This window comes from Moraxella tarda, from assembly GCF_035181405.1.
Classification (GTDB): Bacteria; Pseudomonadota; Gammaproteobacteria; order Pseudomonadales; family Moraxellaceae; genus Moraxella.
Genome location: NZ_JAYGGV010000003.1, coordinates 108,022 through 126,109, shown reverse-complemented (window position 1 = coordinate 126,109; position 18,088 = coordinate 108,022). Strand labels below are relative to the sequence as shown.

At 42.1% G+C, this 18,088-nt stretch carries 13 protein-coding genes and 4 tRNA genes; 10 read left to right on the top strand and 7 right to left on the bottom strand.

Annotated elements, in window-relative coordinates; all coding sequences use genetic code 11:
- The first annotated feature begins 116 nt into the window (after positions 1 to 116).
- The 8 genes from U9670_RS05000 to U9670_RS04965 all read left to right on the top strand — a co-directional run bounded on the left by U9670_RS05000 (position 117) and on the right by U9670_RS04965 (position 8,415).
- A complete protein-coding gene (locus U9670_RS05000; protein ID WP_323841171.1) occupies positions 117 to 1,622 on the top strand; it encodes an anthranilate synthase component I family protein in 1,506 nt (501 codons plus the stop codon).
- A gap of 228 nt (positions 1,623 to 1,850) precedes the next feature.
- The gene (locus U9670_RS04995) at positions 1,851 to 3,674 is read left to right on the top strand and encodes an autotransporter domain-containing protein (protein ID WP_323841172.1); all 1,824 of its coding nucleotides are present in this window, start codon (positions 1,851 to 1,853) and stop codon (positions 3,672 to 3,674) included.
- Between the two features lie 490 nt (positions 3,675 to 4,164).
- Positions 4,165 to 4,240: transfer RNA gene (locus U9670_RS04990), tRNA-Thr, on the top strand.
- Between the two features lie 54 nt (positions 4,241 to 4,294).
- A tRNA-Tyr gene (locus U9670_RS04985) sits at positions 4,295 to 4,378 on the top strand.
- A gap of 27 nt (positions 4,379 to 4,405) precedes the next feature.
- Positions 4,406 to 4,479 (top strand) — tRNA-Gly (locus U9670_RS04980).
- A 13-nt stretch (positions 4,480 to 4,492) separates the two neighbouring features.
- Positions 4,493 to 4,567, top strand: a tRNA-Thr gene (locus U9670_RS04975).
- 284 nt (positions 4,568 to 4,851) lie between these two features.
- Positions 4,852 to 6,042: an elongation factor Tu gene (gene tuf / locus U9670_RS04970; protein WP_323841173.1), complete on the top strand. Its 1,191-nt coding sequence runs from the start codon at positions 4,852 to 4,854 to the stop codon at positions 6,040 to 6,042.
- A gap of 228 nt (positions 6,043 to 6,270) precedes the next feature.
- A complete protein-coding gene (locus U9670_RS04965; protein ID WP_323841174.1) occupies positions 6,271 to 8,415 on the top strand; it encodes a M3 family metallopeptidase in 2,145 nt (714 codons plus the stop codon).
- 58 nt (positions 8,416 to 8,473) lie between these two features.
- Here the strand turns inward: U9670_RS04965 and U9670_RS04960 are convergent, their stop codons facing one another.
- Positions 8,474 to 9,037 (bottom strand): NUDIX hydrolase, encoded by a 564-nt coding sequence (locus U9670_RS04960; RefSeq protein WP_323841175.1) that lies wholly within the window; start codon positions 9,035 to 9,037, stop codon positions 8,474 to 8,476.
- Positions 9,038 to 9,098: 61 nt separating this feature from the next.
- Here U9670_RS04960 and U9670_RS04955 point away from each other — a divergent pair, with 61 nt between their 5' ends.
- Complete coding sequence (locus U9670_RS04955) at positions 9,099 to 9,875, top strand: NUDIX hydrolase (RefSeq protein ID WP_323841176.1); 777 nt, start codon at positions 9,099 to 9,101, stop codon at positions 9,873 to 9,875.
- Between the two features lie 73 nt (positions 9,876 to 9,948).
- Here the strand turns inward: U9670_RS04955 and bioD are convergent, their stop codons facing one another.
- The 6 genes from bioD to U9670_RS04925 all read right to left on the bottom strand — a co-directional run bounded on the left by bioD (position 9,949) and on the right by U9670_RS04925 (position 16,010).
- Positions 9,949 to 10,632 (bottom strand): dethiobiotin synthase, encoded by a 684-nt coding sequence (gene bioD, locus U9670_RS04950; RefSeq protein WP_323841177.1) that lies wholly within the window; start codon positions 10,630 to 10,632, stop codon positions 9,949 to 9,951.
- Positions 10,629 to 11,945 carry an adenosylmethionine--8-amino-7-oxononanoate transaminase gene (gene bioA / locus U9670_RS04945; RefSeq protein WP_323841178.1) on the bottom strand — a complete coding sequence of 439 codons (1,317 nt, stop codon included), beginning with the start codon at positions 11,943 to 11,945 and terminating at the stop codon, positions 10,629 to 10,631. The genes bioD and bioA overlap by 4 nt, the downstream gene beginning before the upstream one ends.
- A 142-nt stretch (positions 11,946 to 12,087) precedes the next feature.
- Positions 12,088 to 12,471 (bottom strand): ribosome silencing factor, encoded by a 384-nt coding sequence (rsfS, locus tag U9670_RS04940; protein ID WP_323841179.1) that lies wholly within the window; start codon positions 12,469 to 12,471, stop codon positions 12,088 to 12,090.
- A 35-nt stretch (positions 12,472 to 12,506) separates the two neighbouring features.
- Positions 12,507 to 13,157, bottom strand: coding sequence for a nicotinate (nicotinamide) nucleotide adenylyltransferase (gene nadD, locus U9670_RS04935; RefSeq protein WP_323841180.1), 651 nt, complete (start codon positions 13,155 to 13,157; stop codon positions 12,507 to 12,509).
- A gap of 63 nt (positions 13,158 to 13,220) precedes the next feature.
- Positions 13,221 to 14,603, bottom strand: coding sequence for an anthranilate synthase component I family protein (locus U9670_RS04930; RefSeq protein WP_323841181.1), 1,383 nt, complete (start codon positions 14,601 to 14,603; stop codon positions 13,221 to 13,223).
- 174 nt (positions 14,604 to 14,777) lie between these two features.
- Positions 14,778 to 16,010 (bottom strand): beta-ketoacyl-ACP synthase II, encoded by a 1,233-nt coding sequence (locus tag U9670_RS04925; protein ID WP_323841182.1) that lies wholly within the window; start codon positions 16,008 to 16,010, stop codon positions 14,778 to 14,780.
- Positions 16,011 to 16,333: 323 nt separating this feature from the next.
- Between U9670_RS04925 and U9670_RS04920 the strand changes: the two genes are divergently transcribed.
- Complete coding sequence (locus tag U9670_RS04920; protein ID WP_323841183.1) at positions 16,334 to 18,067, top strand: EcsC family protein; 1,734 nt, start codon at positions 16,334 to 16,336, stop codon at positions 18,065 to 18,067.
- The last annotated feature ends 21 nt before the right edge of the window (positions 18,068 to 18,088 follow it).

Below are 18,088 nucleotides of genomic sequence, written 5' to 3'. Positions count from 1 at the left end.
TTTAATTTAAGTTGTTTATGTCTTATCGTATTATCATGTGAAAGCAGTTGTGATAAAATACGATGATCGGCCAATTAATGCCACTTGGTCGGTTTTATGACAAATTAGGAAGAACCATGATAACCTTAAAAGAGTTTAATGTCCTTGCTGAACAAGGGTATACGCATATCCCGCTCATCAAAAAACGCCTAATGGACGACGCCACCCCTGTCTCGGTATTTGCTAATTTGCGTAAATTTTTTTCGTCTGCTTATTTGTTTGAATCAGTGGTGGGGGGTGAGCGTTGGGCAAGATATTCGATGATTGGGCTAGGTTCGGACATCAGCATCAGCTATCACGATGGCAAAGTTTTGTTAAAAGATAAGCACAGCGACACCATGACACAAAGCGAACAAAATCCTTTTGATTTTATTCGGCAATTTATGGCAAATTATAAAACGCCAACAAATAAAGAATTGCCCGATTTGCCTGCATTTAGTGGTGGTCTGGTGGGTTATTTTGGCTATGACATGATAAGAGTTATTGAGCCAAGTGTGGGCGATTCTAATTCCCCCAACCCTTTGGCATTGCCTGATATGTGGCTCACCTTATCTGATCAAGTGGTGGTTTTTGATAATTTACAAAATACTTTATCCATTGTGGTTTATGCCAATACAAATGTAAAAGATGGCTTTAAAAAAGCATTGAAAAACTTAGAAATCATTGAAAGCCTGCTCAATCATAAGCCTGATTTGATTGTAAAAAAACAGGCTCTGCCTCATTTTGTTTCACAAACAGGGCAAAATAAATTTTGCAACGATGTTAATCGCATCAAAGAATACATCAGGGCGGGCGATGTCATGCAAGTCGTCCCTGCTCAGCGTTTGAGTGGGGAGTTTGAGGGTGATTCATTGGCGGTATATCGTGCATTGCGATATTTAAACCCATCTCCATATCTTTTTCTCATTCAAGGCGAGCTTTTAGATGATGAGCCATTTCACATCGTTGGTGCATCTCCTGAAATTCTCTCACGCATTGAGACGGTGGGCGATGAACGCAAAGTAACAGTACGACCGCTTGCAGGTACAAGACGGCGTGGCGTAGATTCGGCCGAGGATTTGGCACTAGAAACAGAGCTACTTGCTGACACCAAAGAAATCGCTGAGCATTTGATGCTGATTGACTTGGGGCGTAATGACATCGGCAAGGTATGTGACATTGGCACGGTGCGAGTTACCGACAAAATGTTTATTGAACGCTATTCTCAGGTGATGCACATTGCCAGCAATGTTGAGGGTGTGGTATCGGCGGATAAAGATGCACTTGATGTTTTTTGTGCGACTTTCCCAGCAGGGACATTGTCGGGTGCTCCTAAAATTCGAGCCATGCAGATTATTGATGAGGTTGAGCCTGTCCGTCGCAGCGTGTTTGGTGGGGCGGTTGGTTATCTGGGTTGGGCTGGTAATATGGATACGGCAATTGCCATTCGCACAGCGGTCCTTAAAGATGGGCAGGTACACATTCAAGCGGGGGCAGGTGTGGTGGCAGACTCCGATCCTGTGGCAGAGTGGGACGAGACCAACAAAAAAGCCCTTGCTATTGTTAAGGCGGTGGAGATGGCGTGCGAGGGGCTGGAAGTTTAACTTGATATGACAAACTCTTGGCTTTGAATTTGACGGTGGGCATCGATTGATAACAGACTTCTATTTGGTCAGGCTAAATTAAGTCAATCAAATTGGGTTGGCTGAGGCTAAGAAGGTTTTTTTTATCAATGATATCGGCCATAAATTTTTGCCAGCGGCTAAAAAAACACTTGTATTGCTATCAGAATGCCTATAGAATTATAAGTCTAATTTTAAAAGGATTTGCACATGAAACAATCGTTATTGACCAAATACTCTCCGCTTGCTTTGACCTTGTCATTGGCTTTGTACGCTTCTTTTACACACGCTGCAACTTATAGCCAATTGATAACATTTGGTGATAGCTTGTCAGATACAGGAGCATTTGCTAAGACGATAGCTGATAAAGCCCCTATACTTGGCGAGGCTCAGCCATCTTTTATCACCAATCCAGATACGACCTGGGCGGGCGTGTTGGCATCATCTTATGGGCATACCGCAGACCCCAATGACAATGAGACCTTAAAAGGTACCAATTATGCCTTTGGTGGTGCCAAGGCTAAGAAAGATGCGAATTTTGTGTTGTTTACTGTTCCATCGGTTGAAAAGCAAATAAATAACCATCTGCAAGCTAATAATAAGGCCGACCCTAAGGCTTTATACACAGTATGGATTGGTGCAAATGATTTGATAGAGGCCGGTAATCAAAGGGATATAAAACAGGCTGTTGCCATTTTAACAGAGGCGGCAACATCTGAAATTTCATCTATCAATCGCTTACATGATGCAGGTGCGAGCACCATTTTGGTACCAAACTTGCCTGATGTGGGCCTAACGCCAAGAATGCTCAAAGACTCAGAGAGCTCGATGAAGTCGACCAGGGCTGCCACATTGTACAACAATATGCTATTTACAGGCCTAAATAAAAGCCAAGCGAATGTCGTCCCTGCTAATACATTTGCCTTATTGCAAGAAACCGTTGCACATAAAGAAGCCTTTGGTTTTCAAAATGCCAATGATTATGCTTGTAAAGATGTATCATCTCTTTTGCCACTATCAACACAATGCAAAAAAGACTTTTGGAAAACGCCAACTGCAAACGAAACTTATGTTTTTGCTGATGATATTCACCCAGCAGGGCGTACGCATCGCATCTTAGCCCAATATTACCGTTCTATCATTGATACGCCTGCCACAGTAGGTCAATTGCCTCAAAAAATCCTAAGCTCAGCTGGTGTTAATGACCGTCATTTAAATCGTCAAATTGACCAATTTAGCAAAAAGACAAGTGGTATTTGGGCAGATGTCTCTACCAGTTCTAATAACAAACATTCGGTAAATGTTGGTCTTGATTTTGCTGGCGAAAATAGTCATACAGGTACTTATCTGAATCGTCAAAAATATGCTTATAAACTAAGCAATAATATGGATTCAGATGTTGGTATTACTGGCATTGCGTTGTATCATCGCCACAATTTTGGCAATTTGTCTTTAAACGCCAATGTTGGCGTTGACAAACTGTCCATCAGCACAAATCGCCGCATTGATTGGGAAGGTGAATTTCGTGCTCATACAGCTGATACATCTGGCAGACGCCTTCATGGTGGCGTAAAAATTGGTTATGGTGTTGATGTTGGTCAGGCCACAATTCGTCCACATATTGGTGCCAACGCTCAAAAATTAAAAATTCACACATTAACCGAAAGTAAGCCTAATTTGTCTACTGCCATGAGGTTTGGCGAGCAAGAACGCAAATCGCTACAAGGTGAGGTGGGTGTTGATGTTGGTTATGCCATTAGCCCAGCTGTCTCTATGGTGGGTGGGGTTAGCTATGGGCATGAATTCATCAATGATAAACAAGCCATCAATGCGTCATTGACATCGATTCAGCAGTACAGCAAGGGCTTTAATACTGTTGTTGATGCCAATAAAGAGTATGCTGTTAATTATCATTTAGCCATTAACGGTCAATTTGAACACACAGCACTGCAAGTGGGTGCCCATGCGACCAAGCAATTGGGTAAAAACAAACCAGATGTTATGGGATTTGCTAGCATCGTACAGAATTTTTAATGCTAAATATACGATATTAACCACAACAAAAAAGCGACAATGTCGCTTTTTTGTTTATTATATCAAGAGGGTATTTAGATTTTATCGCTTTACGATCACTTTAAATCATACTCTTTTAAATTCGCCAGCCAGTAATCTTTGAAACTGTTTTGGATAAGATATTAAAATTACTATCTTATTTTGATTGAAATTGAGCCCGCCACTACATTTGATTGATTTAATGCTGTGAATTATTGATGTTGATTTTGCAGTAGAATTTAAGCTAATGCTAATCTCAATGAATAAAAACCACGATTAAGGTAAGATGCAGGTGGTCTGAGTGTGGAATGCCGATGAGTGGACCGTGCCTGCTGGTTATTTTTAAATCAAAATATTATTATTTTAAAATAATAATAAAAACAATAACTTAAAAAAATTATTTTAAAAAAATAAAAAAAAATCTTGCACAATATCAAAAATATGTTATTATACGCACCACTTAGGAAGTACCGCCGGCTTAGCTCAGTTGGTAGAGCAACTGACTTGTAATCAGTAGGTCGCCAGTTCGATTCCGGCAGCCGGCACCAATCCTAAAAAAACTTATTCAGATATCTTTATAATAAAATTATCTGTACCATCTTGGTGGGGTTGGGGAGCGGTCAAACCCAACAGACTGTAACTCTGTCGCGAAAGCTTCGAAGGTTCGAATCCTTCCCCCACCACCATTATTCCTGCCTTATATTTACTACCCTGCGGGTGTAGTTTAGTGGTAGAACCTCAGCCTTCCAAGCTGATGGTGCGGGTTCGATTCCCGCCACCCGCTCCATTATTAAAATTTTGCTCTTATAGCTCAGCGGTAGAGCACTCCCTTGGTAAGGGAGAGGTCTCGAGTTCAATTCTCGATAAGAGCTCCATACAAAAAACCCTTGAAATGAGTATTTCAAGGGTTTTTGACCAATACCGTGTATGTCATTCATATTTATGCTATATTCACGAGTCTGACATTGTTAATAATTTGTGAGTTTTTTGAAAAACTTAGTAAAATGTTAAGAAAAACACATAAATAGGGTTGTATCAAAACCAGATTTTTGTGGTATAATTGGCAATATATGAAAAATTTTATCATTTTTCATGAGTTATTTTGACAACAACTAGCCTACCCATTAGGGTCTGGGCTTCACAACAAGAGGACATACCCATGGCCAAAGCCAAGTTCGAACGCAACAAACCCCATGTCAACGTTGGTACCATCGGTCACGTTGACCACGGTAAAACTACTCTAACAGCTGCTATCGCTACTGTTGCTGCTAAGCATCACGGTGGTGAAGCAAAAGACTATGCTGCTATTGACTCAGCACCTGAAGAAAAAGCGCGTGGTATTACCATTAACACTTCTCACATTGAGTATGACACACAAGCTCGTCACTACGCACACGTAGACTGCCCAGGCCATGCTGACTATGTTAAAAACATGATCACTGGTGCAGCACAGATGGACGGTGCCATTTTGGTTGTTGCAGCAACTGATGGTCCAATGCCACAAACTCGTGAGCACATCCTACTGTCTCGTCAGGTTGGTGTACCATACATCATGGTATTTATGAACAAGTGTGACCTAGTAGATGACGAAGAACTTCTTGAACTTGTTGAAATGGAAGTGCGTGAGCTTCTATCTGACTATGACTTCCCAGGTGACGATACACCAATCATCAAAGGTTCTGCACTTTTGGGTCTAAACGGTGATGCAGGTCAATATGGTGAGCAAGCCATTCTTGAACTACTAGACACTCTAGACAGCTACATTCCAGAGCCAGAGCGTGACATTGACCGTCCATTCCTAATGCCAATTGAAGATGTATTCTCAATCTCAGGTCGTGGTACTGTAGTAACTGGTCGTGTTGAGTCTGGTATCATCAAAGTTGGTGATGAAGTTGAAATCGTTGGTATCAAAGACACTGCCAAAACCACCTGTACTGGTGTTGAGATGTTCCGTAAGCTACTAGACGAAGGTCGTGCAGGTGAGAACTGTGGTGTTCTTCTTCGTGGTACTAAGCGTGAAGAGGTTCAGCGTGGTCAAGTACTTGCTAAGCCAGGTTCAATCACCCCGCACACCAAGTTTGATGCAGAAGTATATGTACTATCAAAAGAAGAAGGTGGTCGTCATACGCCATTCCTAAACGGCTATCGCCCACAGTTCTACTTCCGTACTACCGACGTAACTGGTGCCATCACTCTACAAGAAGGTACTGAAATGGTTATGCCTGGTGACAATGTTGAGATGAGCGTTGAGCTTATCCACCCAATCGCCATGGACAAAGGTCTACGCTTCGCTATCCGTGAAGGCGGCCGTACCGTAGGTGCTGGTGTTGTTGCCAATGTTAAAGGCTAATCTTTAACAATAGTGCCAAAGCACGAATCTAAAACCAAAAACCCCTGCCTTGATGGTGGGGGTTTTTGGTTGGTGGATTTTATAGATTGAAGATGAAAAATTTTTTGTAAACTTTTCATAAGAAAATCTTGACTTATTGATGGGTTTTGCATAGGCTAATCACTGCTTTGAGCGAGTTTAAATATCATCAAAGTTATTAGATGAAATATAAACAAATAAGGAGATTTTATGAAGCGTCGAGGTTTTTTGCAATATGGGCTTGGTGGTGTGCTTGCCATCAGTTTGCCAAAATTTGGCATGGCCAGCTCTTTACCATTGACACTAAGTGAGGAATTGCAAAAGAATCCTTTGCTGGATTTTGCAAGCTTGCCTAACTTTTTTGTCATCAAGCCTGAGCATATCAAACCTGCCATAACTCATGTCATCAAATATAACACCGATGTTGTCAAAGCAATAACTGCACAAGAAGACATCACTTGGCAGAATTTTTATGCACCCTTAGAAGACGCTCAAAATAAGATTGAGCGTGTATGGTCAGTGGTCAATCAGCTTCACTCTTTGAAAAATTCTGATGAGCTAAGAGCGGTCTATGACGATGCACAAAAATCTTTAATAGAATTTGATACATGGTTTGGTATGTATCGACCGCTTTATGATGCTTTTAATAAGCTTAAGCAGAGCGGGGAGTATGCTCGGTTTTCGCAAGCCCAAAAAAAAGCGATTGATAACGCCTTGCTTGATTTTAGATTGTCAGGCGTAACCTTAGAGGGGGCTAAAGCCAAGCGTTATGCTGAGGTGTCTGCGAGGCTGTCTGAGCTGTCTACTCAATTTAGCAACAATGTGCTTGACTCAGAGATGGGTTTTGAAATGCTCATTGATGACAAAGAAAAGCTGGCAGGGCTGGGTGAAACGGCGTTGGCGAATGCTAAAAAGTCAGCAGAATCACAAGGTAAGCTGGGCTACCGTTTTGGTTTGGATTATCCAAGTTATGCTGCTATCGTAACTTATGCCGATGACCGTCAATTGCGACATCAAATGTTTGAAGCATTTCGTACTCGTGCCTCGGATCAAGGACCTAATGCTGGAAAATGGGATAATACACCCATCATGAACGAGCTGGTGGAGCTCCGATTGGAGCGTGCAAAATTACTTGGTTTTGCATCGCATGCTGAGTATTCACTTGCCACAAAGATGGCGCAAAGCCCAGCACAGGTGCTTGATTTTTTAAATGATTTGCTGACAAAAACCCATAAAAAATCTCAAATAGAAATTCAAGAGCTTAAAACTTATGGTAAGCAAAAAGGAATTTTGGCAGAATCTGATGAACTCATGCCTTGGGATTTTGCTTATGTGTCCGAAAAGTTGAAACAAGAGCGTTACAGCATTGACAAAGAAGCACTAAGAGCTTATTTTCCTGTCAATCATGTATTGTCTGGAATGTTTGAGATTGTTAAGCGTTTGTTTGGTGTGTCGGTGCGTGAAAAGATGGGCGTGCCTATACTCCATTCAGATGTGCGGTTTTTTGAGATGTTTAAAGATGATAAGCACATTGCGTCTTTTTACTTGGATTTGTTTGCCAGAGAAAACAAACGAAGTGGTGCATGGCATAGTGGTGTTATGGGGCGTTACAAAACTGCGGAAGGAAAAATTCAACTGCCTGTGTCCATGATTGTTTGTAATTTTGCGGGTACTGGCGATTCCGCTTTATTATTACATGGCGATGTAGAAACACTGTTTCATGAATTTGGGCATGGCCTGCATCATATGCTGACCCAAGTTGATGTACAAGCAGTATCAGGCATCAGCGGTGTCGCTTGGGACGCTGTGGAGTTTCCAAGCCAGCTGCTTGAAAACTGGACATGGAATGCAGACACGCTTAGGATCATTTCCAAGCATCACCAGACAGGAAAGCCTTTGCCAAAAGACATCATTGATAAAATGCTTGAAGCGAAAAATTATCAGTCAGCAACCAGCATCGTCCGTCAGCTTGAGTATGGGTTGTTTGACTTTAGGTTGCATTTTGAATATCAATCAGGCGATGACAATGCGATTGCAAGAATTCGTGAGAATATTCGCCAAAATATCTCTTTGCTTAATGAACCTGATTGGGTACGCATGGCACACAGTTTTGGTCATATATTTTCTGGTGGCTATTCAGCTGGTTACTATGGTTATTTGTGGTCGGAAGTTCTGGCAAGCGATGGTTTCACCCGCTTTGAAAATGAAGGATTGCTCAATCGTAAGACTGGGCAGGATTTTGTTGATGCGATTTTGTCACAAGGTGGTTCAAATGAGCCAATGGTGCTATTTGAGCAATTTATGGGTAGAAAGCCGACTGTGACAGCGTTCTTAAAGGCAAGAGGTATTATTTGATAATAAACATAAACCATAAAAACCACAAAATATTTGTGGTTTTTTGTTATTTGGTGAATTAACGACAAATACATATTTCGTGTAATGGATAGTGATTGAAATTACCGCTGTCCTTGCCGAGCTTTTCTAATGCTGCTTTGTCTGCTAAATATTTCTCAATGGTTTGGCGGACAGTCTCAAAAGCAAGGTTTTTCATGTCTATTTCATGTGTAAAAAATAGCTTGCATTCTAGGCTTTCTGCCCCCACACCAAATGCTCCGTCTTGTAAATTTGCCAAATACATGGCATGAATCTGCCCTAGATTTGGCAGGTCAAACAGGGCGTATAATTTTAAGTTTACTGCCAAACCTTCTGCCTCTTCTGCTGTTTCACGAACAGCCCCTTGTGCCATTGTTTCGCCCAGCTCCATGAATCCTGCTGGCAAGGTCCAATGACCATAGCGTGGCTCAATGGCACGCCGACATAGTAGAATGCGGTCTTTGTGTACAGCAAGCACCCCGCAAATCACTTTGGGGTTTTCATAGTGGATATGACCACAGTCAGGGCAAACAAGGCGTTTTTTGGTGTCGCCATCAGGAATGATGTGTGTGGCCTGATGACCACATTCTAAGCAGTAGGGCATGGCTGGGTGTTGTTTTGGTGTTATAATAAAAGTAATGTCAATGCCGACTGGGTAAGTTTAAATGAAAATGCTTAAAATAACAAACGATTTTATAGATAAAGCCCCTGTTTGCCTACCAACTGACCACCGCTTTTATGATTTATCTGTCAAGATAAATGCTTATCAGGGATTAGATATTTGCTTGTATGCTAACAATAATGAACTACCGACAGGATTGACTGGTAAACAGGCGGCGGAGCATGATGAAGATTTATTAGAGAAAAATCCTTTGCCGCAGGCTTGCGTGCTGGTTGCCATCACAGACGAGCCAAACCCTAGGCTGCTGCTGACACGGCGATCAAATAGGTTGAGCAGTCACGCTGGAGAGGTATCCTTTGTGGGTGGTAAGCGTGATGAGGTAGACAAAAGTTCTGTTGATGTTGCTTTGCGTGAAGCGTACGAGGAGGTGGGGCTTGATGGGTTGGGGGTGGATATCATCGGCTATCTGCCGATGCAAATTTCTAAAAAAGGTCTGCTTGTACGACCTGTGGTGGTATCAATCCCCATTGATGCCGTGGATAAGATTATGCCAAATGATGATGAGATAGCACGAGTATTTTGGTTGCCCTTTGAGTTGCTAAAAACTGCCCCCACTAACTATGTCTTTGATGGGCAATTGACTGACCAAACAGCCAAGCTACACACCCTTGCATGGGTCTATGATGTAAACAATGATGGTATGACAGAGATTATCTGGGGTTTGACTGGGCGAATTTTGGCAAATTTGATGAAAATTGGCTTTGGCTTGCAGTATGAATGGTATTACCGAATTGTTAAACAAGATGGCCTTGGTATTTAATTGATGTGCTGTTTGTGATGAATAAAAATCTATTTGATTCACCTTATTGAGAGTGTTTTTTATACATTTAAATCTAAAATTTATTCATAAAATCCGCCATCTTTTCATGAGCGCTAATAATCTTTCCATTGACCAATCGTAAAAATAGCGTGCCTGAATGATTTTTTGCCACATATTTTTGCAAAAATAGCTGTGTATCACTACTGATGTCGGTATCGGTATCAAAATGATGGTTAAATATTACGCTAAATAAGTTAAGTCCACGAGCCTTGATTGCTTCTAGTGTCAGCAAAGTATGATTGATGCTACCTAGCTTTGCTGATGTTACCACGATGATAGGATAGTGCTTCTTGGCAACATAATCTAGCGTCAGTAGCTTGTCAGTCAATGGCACCAGAACACCACCCGCCCCTTCTAATAAAACGATGTCAAAGTGCTCATGTAGCCGTGCGGTGGCATCTGTGATGGCGTCTGTGTCTAGCGTGCGGTTTTCTAAGCGTGCTGATAGATGAGGGCTGGCAGGCTTAGCAAGGACAATGGGGCAACTTGTACCATTGATATCAAGCGTGTGTAGTGTCATGCCCATGAGCTGTCGGTGCGTGATGATATCATCAGCGATGTCGCCTGTTACCCCTGTTTGTATCAGTTTTTGGGTGATGACCGATTTGCCATACGCCATCAGCTGACGAGCCAAAATACCTGTGGCATAAGTCTTGCCAATGTCGGTGTCTATGCCTGTGATGAAATAAGTAGTCATTTGAATGATTTTTCTGTGATGTAAAAATACTCTTCTAAAAGTTTAATCAGCTGTTCACACAATTTCTTCAAATCTTCATCACTCATCACATAGGCAGGCATGAGATAAACCAGCTTGCCAAAAGGCCGTACCCAAATGCCATATTTAGGTAGAAGCTGTTGAAAAATTGGCATATTAATCGGCTTGGTCATTTCAATGACTGCGATTGCCCCAAGCGTGCGAATATCGGCAATCATACTCCATGATTGAATGACTTGCAGATGATCATTCAGCTTAATTTGCATATTCTTGGCGATATTGGGTGCGTCATTTTGGCAAATTAACTCAATGCTTGCCGTGGCTGTGGCACAGGCAAGTGGGTTGCCCATGAAAGTTGGGCCGTGCATAAGATAGGCGTGGTCGCTGTCATGAATGGTATCAGCTACTTTGTCGGTGCTCATGGTTGCCCCAAAGCTCATATATCCACCTGTCAAAGCCTTACCTAATGTCATGATGTCAGGGCAGATATTGGCATGATTTACCGCAAACATTTCACCGCTTCGGCCAAAACCTGTGGCAATCTCATCACAGATAAGTAGCACATCATAATACTGACAAAGTGCGTGCAAATGAGACAAATACGCAGGCGAATAGAATCTCATGCCACCTGCTCCTTGTACAATCGGCTCAATGATAAACCCTGCTAATTTGTCATGGTATCGCCCAAAAAACCTATCCATGCTCAGGCGAGTAGCGTCATCTAGTGGTGTATCAAAACCCATCGGCGGCGATGGTAAAAAGTGCTGTACTGGAAGTTGTTTGCCGTAGATGGCGTGCATACTGTTGATGGGGTCGCAGACACTCATGGCGTGCCAAGTGTCTCCGTGATAACCAGAATGTGTACTACCAAAGGTGTTTTTGTGTGGCAGACCTTGAGCCAATTGGTATTGTAGTGCGATTTTTAAAGCGACCTCCACAGCCACACTACCACTGTCGGCGTAGAATATTTTGGTTAGGCTTTTTGGGGTGATGCCAAGCAATTTCTCGCCAAGCTTGATGGCAGGTTCGTGTGTTAGCCCGCCAAACATGACATGGCTCATTTTGCCAAGTTGCTCTATGATGGCCTGATTTAAAGTAGGGTGATTATAGCCGTGAACACTTGCCCACCAAGACGACATACCATCAATGAGTGCCGTACCATCTGCCATATGCAGGTGTACACCATGAGCATGGCCAATCAAATGATTGTCATAAGCTGGGGGCAGGCTGGCGTACGGATGCCAAAGATGGGTGCGGTCAAAGATTTGTGCTTTTTGTGAGTGGTTCAAATCCATGTGGCCTTCTGATGTTAAAAGCACTATTATAATTTAATTTTACGCATTTGGCCAAAACTGCCAAAATTTAGACTAGAATAGTTACAAAAAACCACCTGATATTAATGATATTAATATCAAGCGACTTTTTTAAGCCAATAGATTACTCTTTTTGTACAGCCAATGCTCGTAAAGACTCTGGCGATGACCACAAGCCTTCTAAATCATAAAACTCTCGAGCTTGTGGTGTCATGATATGCACTACCACCGCACCCAAATCCACCAGTGTCCAGTCGCTGTCTTTGTCGCCTTCACGACCTAATGGCATGAGTCCTGCTTCTTTGGCTTTGGCACCCAATTTATCTGCCAATGCCTTGACATGGCGTTTAGAGGTTGCGTTAGCGATGATGATGCGTTCAGCGACTTCGGTCAAATGCTCAACAGTCATGACGGTGATGTTGCTTGCTTTTAGGTCGTCTAGGGCATTTGTGGCAAGCTGTATTTGCCCATCCAGGCTTAGGTTTTTGGTGTTGTGTTGATTGTTCATATTTTTTGTCAAATTTGAATGAGATAAACTCAAGATTATAGCACAGTTGTGTCATAAAGTGTGTTTTTGTGAATGTAGCCCAATACTTCTGGTGGTAAAAATTTTGCAGATTCGGGATCTTTGTTGGCGATTAAGTGACGAATGTGGCTTGATGACATGGGTGGAATGGGCGTATTGTCTTGGTAAATTTTGCCGTCATGAGTTAAAAACTCACTCAAATCATCGGTCAAATTTGTTAAGATTGATGACGAAAATTCACCATTTTGTTGAAACTCACCACGCCAAAAGGCCCAGATATTGATGTGATTTAAGATTTCATTGCCATTTTTCCAACTTGGCAGAGTGTATAGACTGTCTTGTCCTAGAATAAAAATCAGCCTATCGGTGGGGTAAAGCTGTTTTAGTAGTTGTACGGTTTGTATTGTATAAATGGGCGGTGTGCGATTAAGTTCGCATGGTTCAATATTAATCGGTGTGTTTTTTGTGGCAAGATGTAGCATGGCAAGGCGATGTTCATCAGTAGTGGGCTTATCCTTAAAAGGATTGCCTTTGGTGGGCATTAGGCTTACGGTGATGTTTTTGGCATTCGCAAAGCTCATCAGTGAGGTGTGTACACTCAGTGCCATTGATAAGTGCGATGAATGAACAGGGTCAAAAGAGCCACCAAGAAAAGCACGAATATTCATGGTTTGATGGGTAAAAGAATTTGGTATTGAGTGTAGCAGAATTTTGACCGATTGACAAATTTATTATGATTTGGCGGGTTTTGAATTGTCAAAACACGCCAAAATCACCCCCACTTTATCTATACATTCTTGATATTCTTCATCTGATTTAGATTGGATAGTGATGCCACCACCTGCCCAAATTTCAGCTTGATCTGATTTTTGTACAGTGCGAATCAGCACATTCCAAATGCCAGTACCATCAAAATTCATATAGCCCATGGTCCCACAATATGCCCCACGAGGTGCGACTTCTAGCTCATGAATGATCTCGCAGGCACGCTTTTTTGGTGCACCTGTGATTGATCCTGCTGGTAATGAACCAAAAAGCACGGCAAGGGCGTGTGTATTGTCCAGCTCTGCCCAAATGGTGCTGACCATGTGATGTACATTTTTAAAGCTTTCAATCGCAAAGCGTTTGGGTGTTTTGACTGCACCAATTTTGGCATATTTTCCCAAGTCATTTCTGAGCAAATCTACTATCATTAAGTTTTCGCTGATGTCTTTTTCGCTGTTTGCCAGCTCGTTTTTTAGTTGCTCGTCAATCTGACCATCATTGTGGCGTGGGCGTGTGCCTTTGATGGGTTTGGTGATTAAATGAATACTGCCATTTTCTTGATAAAACTCAAAAAATAGCTCTGGCGATACTGATAAAATTTCAAAATCATTTATTTTTAAAAACCCAGCAAATGGAGCATTCATGGTGCCTTGTAAATGAGGCAGATGAACTGCCAAATTGTCCAAATCTGCCTGCCATTTTTGTGTCAAATTGATTTGATAAGTATCGCCTGCTTTGATGTATTCTTGGGTTTGGTCAAAAGCGATTTGATAATCTGCTTGTGTCCAAGTTGGGGTAAAGCGGGCTGGTTTAGGCGTTGGTAGGTGCTTGGTTAACAAACCTTCAAGGTCGTTTTTGATGTGTGTCAGCAAAATAGCAAAAGCGTCATCGTCATCGTCATCGTCATTTACCCCAACCAAGTCAAAACCATTTTTATTAAATTTTAAATAAATATCATAATGTCCTAAATAGGCACAAGGTTGGTTGGGCTTAATGGAGATGGTGGGATTTAGATGATGGGCGGATAAATCATAGCCAATAAAACCCATCAAGCCATTTGTATAATCGCTATGACCAGAATGTGTGCTAAAATTCTTGCTGTAGGCAATCAGCTCATTTTGCCAATCGGTGTAGGTTGATGGGTAGGTTTGACTTTGGTTTTGGCGATTGTTTTTGTGAATGTTTAGATTGCCTGAAAAAGTCGCTGTCCATGACACCGCAGGGCAAATGCCAATGATGGGGTGGCAAGTGTTGTTTAAAAAACACACCTGCCAATGGGGGCGGTGTATAGCGATGAGCGAGGTCATCTGGCTTGGTGTGCGTGGCGTAATAAAGCGATGTGTAAGCATTTTTAAAATAACGATAAAAAAGCAAATTGTAAAGCAAAATGTAGAAGGTGAAAAGAGAAAAGTGAGCTTGTACTGTTCAATCTTCTATGACAGATTCACCGATGTGATTAAATTTGTGGTTGTGTGTGGCCGCCACTACTTCTGACCTCACTCTAACCCCCTATGGCATTCATATCACTGTTCAAATTTTCTAACCACCAATGCTGCATTTGTCCCACCAAAGCCAAAGCTGTTGCTCATGGCGGTTTTGATGTCGGTTTGGCGAGTGGTTGTTACGATGTCAAAGCCTTTTGCACCTTCGTCCAACGCAGTGATGTTGATGCTTGGGGCGATAAAGTCATGATTCATCATCAGCACACAATAAATCAGCTCTTGTACACCCACTGCCCCTAGGCTGTGTCCTGTCATCGATTTGGTTGAGCTGATGGGCGGAGTTTTGTCCACACCTCCAAATGCATCAGCAATGGCATTAAGTTCGGTAATGTCTCCTAGTGGCGTACTTGTTCCATGAGAATTGATATAGTCTACAGTGTCCAGCCCTGCTTGGTTAAGAGCGATTTGCATACAGCGAGTCGCCCCCTCTCCACTTGGAGCAACCATTTCTGCCCCGTCTGATGTTGCCCCATAGCCCACGATTTCGGCAAGTATGGTTGCCCCACGAGCTTGGGCGGATTCTAAGCTTTCCAAGATAACCATACCACCACCCCCTGCGATGACAAAGCCATCACGAGTCTTGTCATAAGGACGGCTGGCAGTGGTGGGTGTATCGTTATGTTGGGTGCTCATTGCCCCCATCGCATCAAACATACATGACTGTGTCCAATGCTCACTCTCGCCACCCCCAGCAATCACCATGTCCGCCTTGCCAAGTTGAATCAGCTCCATTGCGTGACCTACGCAGTGGCTAGAAGTTGCACATGCAGATGATAAAGAATAGCTGACCCCTTTGATTTTTAGACCTGTAGTCAATGTGGCAGATACCGTGCTACTCATGATTTTGGGTACGGCAACCGCACCTACCCCACGCAGTCCTTTTTCTTTCATATTATCCACACTGCTCACCACATCAGCAGTACTGGCACCACCAGAGCCTGCTACCACAGCTATGCGTGTGTTGTTTGCAACACTATCTATGGTCAGTCCAGCATTTTCAATGGCAGATAAGGCTGAGACATAGGCATAAAGGCTTGCATCTGACATAAAGCGTTTTAGTTTGCGGTCAATGGCATGGGTGTCAAGTAGGCTTTGGTCAATTGAGCCTGATACGCAGGATTTGAAGCCGTGATCAGCATAGCTTTGGTTGAAAATGATGCCTGATTGACCTGTTTGTAGGCTTTTGGTTACGCTAGCTAGGTCGTTGCCGATGTTAGAGACAATGCCCATGCCTGTGATGACAACACGCTTCATAAGATGTTCCTTTATTTGCTTTTTTTAATCAATTCAATAAAAAGTTTACACTTGTATTTTGACTCTATTGTAACAAATTATTTAATATATGGAAGAATTTTCTAAAAAAATTTACCAATTTTTCATGCAAGATTAAGCGTTTTTATATAATTTTTCACTTGTCCACCATTTTGTATCATACTCTAGTAATATTTGCTTGACATGGTAACAATTTACCTAACTTTTTATTTGATGAAACTGATGGTTTTGTGGTAATCTTAGCCAGTCCGATGTAATTATTGGAAATTGAAAAAAATGTTAAAAAAATGTTAAAGGAGATGATGGTGTCAAACGCAAAAAACGAAAATCTTAACCAGCTTGCAGAAAGTGTTAAAAATGCTGATGACATGGAAGTGGTGGGTCATGTTGATATCGCCAACAAGTCGGTACAAGATGTGCTGGTGGTAAAAGGTTCTTTTAAAAAAGATGATGACAAGCAGTGCGATGACCTTGATGACAAAGTCATAAAAGACGCCCAAGAAAAATTTGATGAGGTAAAAGATGAAGTAAAAAAGACCGTCCATGACAAAGTAGAAGCCGCCAAGGACAAGGTGGAAGAAGCTAAGCTGGATACTCAGCAAAAAGTGGCGGACATCAAAGAAGAGGTGGTTGATCAGGCACAAGAGTTAAAAGCGGATGCTCAAGAAAAAGTGGCAGAGCTGAAGGAAAAAGGTGAAGATGCTGTTGATGAGGTCAAGCAAAAAGCCGAGCAAGCCTTGCAAGATGCCAAAGATAAGGCACAAATCATTAAGGGTGATATTCAAGATAAAGCTGAAGAGTTGAAAGACAAGACAGGCGATGCTCTTGATGTTGCTAAAGATAAAGCATTTGAGTTAAAACAACAAGTCCAAGACGCCATTGATAACGCCAAAGAAGTTGCTCATGATGTCATCGGTGATGTCAAAGATAAATTTGACCATGTCAAGGCTGATGCACAAGAAAAAACCGAGACCTTAAAAGTTGATGCTCAAGAAAAAGTTGGTGAGCTAAAAAACAAAGCTGAACAGCTGACCGAGGAAGTTAAAGATAAAGTAGAGCAATTGACACAAATTGCCAAAGATAAGGCGGAGAGTCTTTCTGGCGATGTTGAACGCATCAAATCCGATGATGCTTTGCAGTCAAATTCAGGTATTTTGGCAAAAATTGGCACATATTTTGCTGGCATGAATGATGCTAAGCAAACGCACTTTTCGTCAGTGGATTTGAATAATGAAGATTTTGGTGAAGATGCGTTTAGAGCGCAGGTAGCAACCATTGGTTCACAGCTATTTGGTGGAAAGCTTGCTACCGCACAGTCTTTGGTAAGTAAGGTGGCTCCTAATGCCAATGCTCAGAGCATTTCACAAGTTGTGTTTGATAAAGTGGCAAATTGGGCGAATAAGTGGGCAGAAAAGGATCTGAGTAAAGATGCTCGTTTTGATAAACTAACAACGCTTAGTGAAGCTGAGCGTGATGAATTTGCTCGTGATGTCGCAAACCAAAATCGTGCCTTGGCGGTGATGGGTGGGTTGTCAGGACTGTTTGGCATTAAAGGTGTCATCGCTGATACCGCTTGGCTACTTATGGTGTCATTAAAATCTGTTTATCAGCTGGCACTCATTTATGATAAGCCACTGCTGGGTGCAGATGGCGTAAAACTTGCCTATGGCGTGTTGTCTGGTGCCAATTTGAGCAAATTGCAAGAAAAGCAAGTTCTCTTGACAGCACTGGCACTTGGCAATGCTTTTTTTATCAACGCTCAGGATTCAAGCCTAAAACAAGAACTTGAAAAAGTAGGTTTAAAATATCGCACAGGCGACACTTTCGCCAAACAGCTTGATGATTTGTCAAATTTTATTGACATTGATAAGCTTAATACAAGCTGGTTTAAGCGTATTTTACCGGTCACATCGGTAGGTGTGGGCGTGTATTACAACCATGAGTTGATTGAGGAAGTGCTTGGTACTGCGATGGCGACTTTCCGTCCAGAAAACCCAAAATTATTGAATGATCATACCGAACAATCACCAAACGCTTAAGTCGTTCATCATGAAAAATAA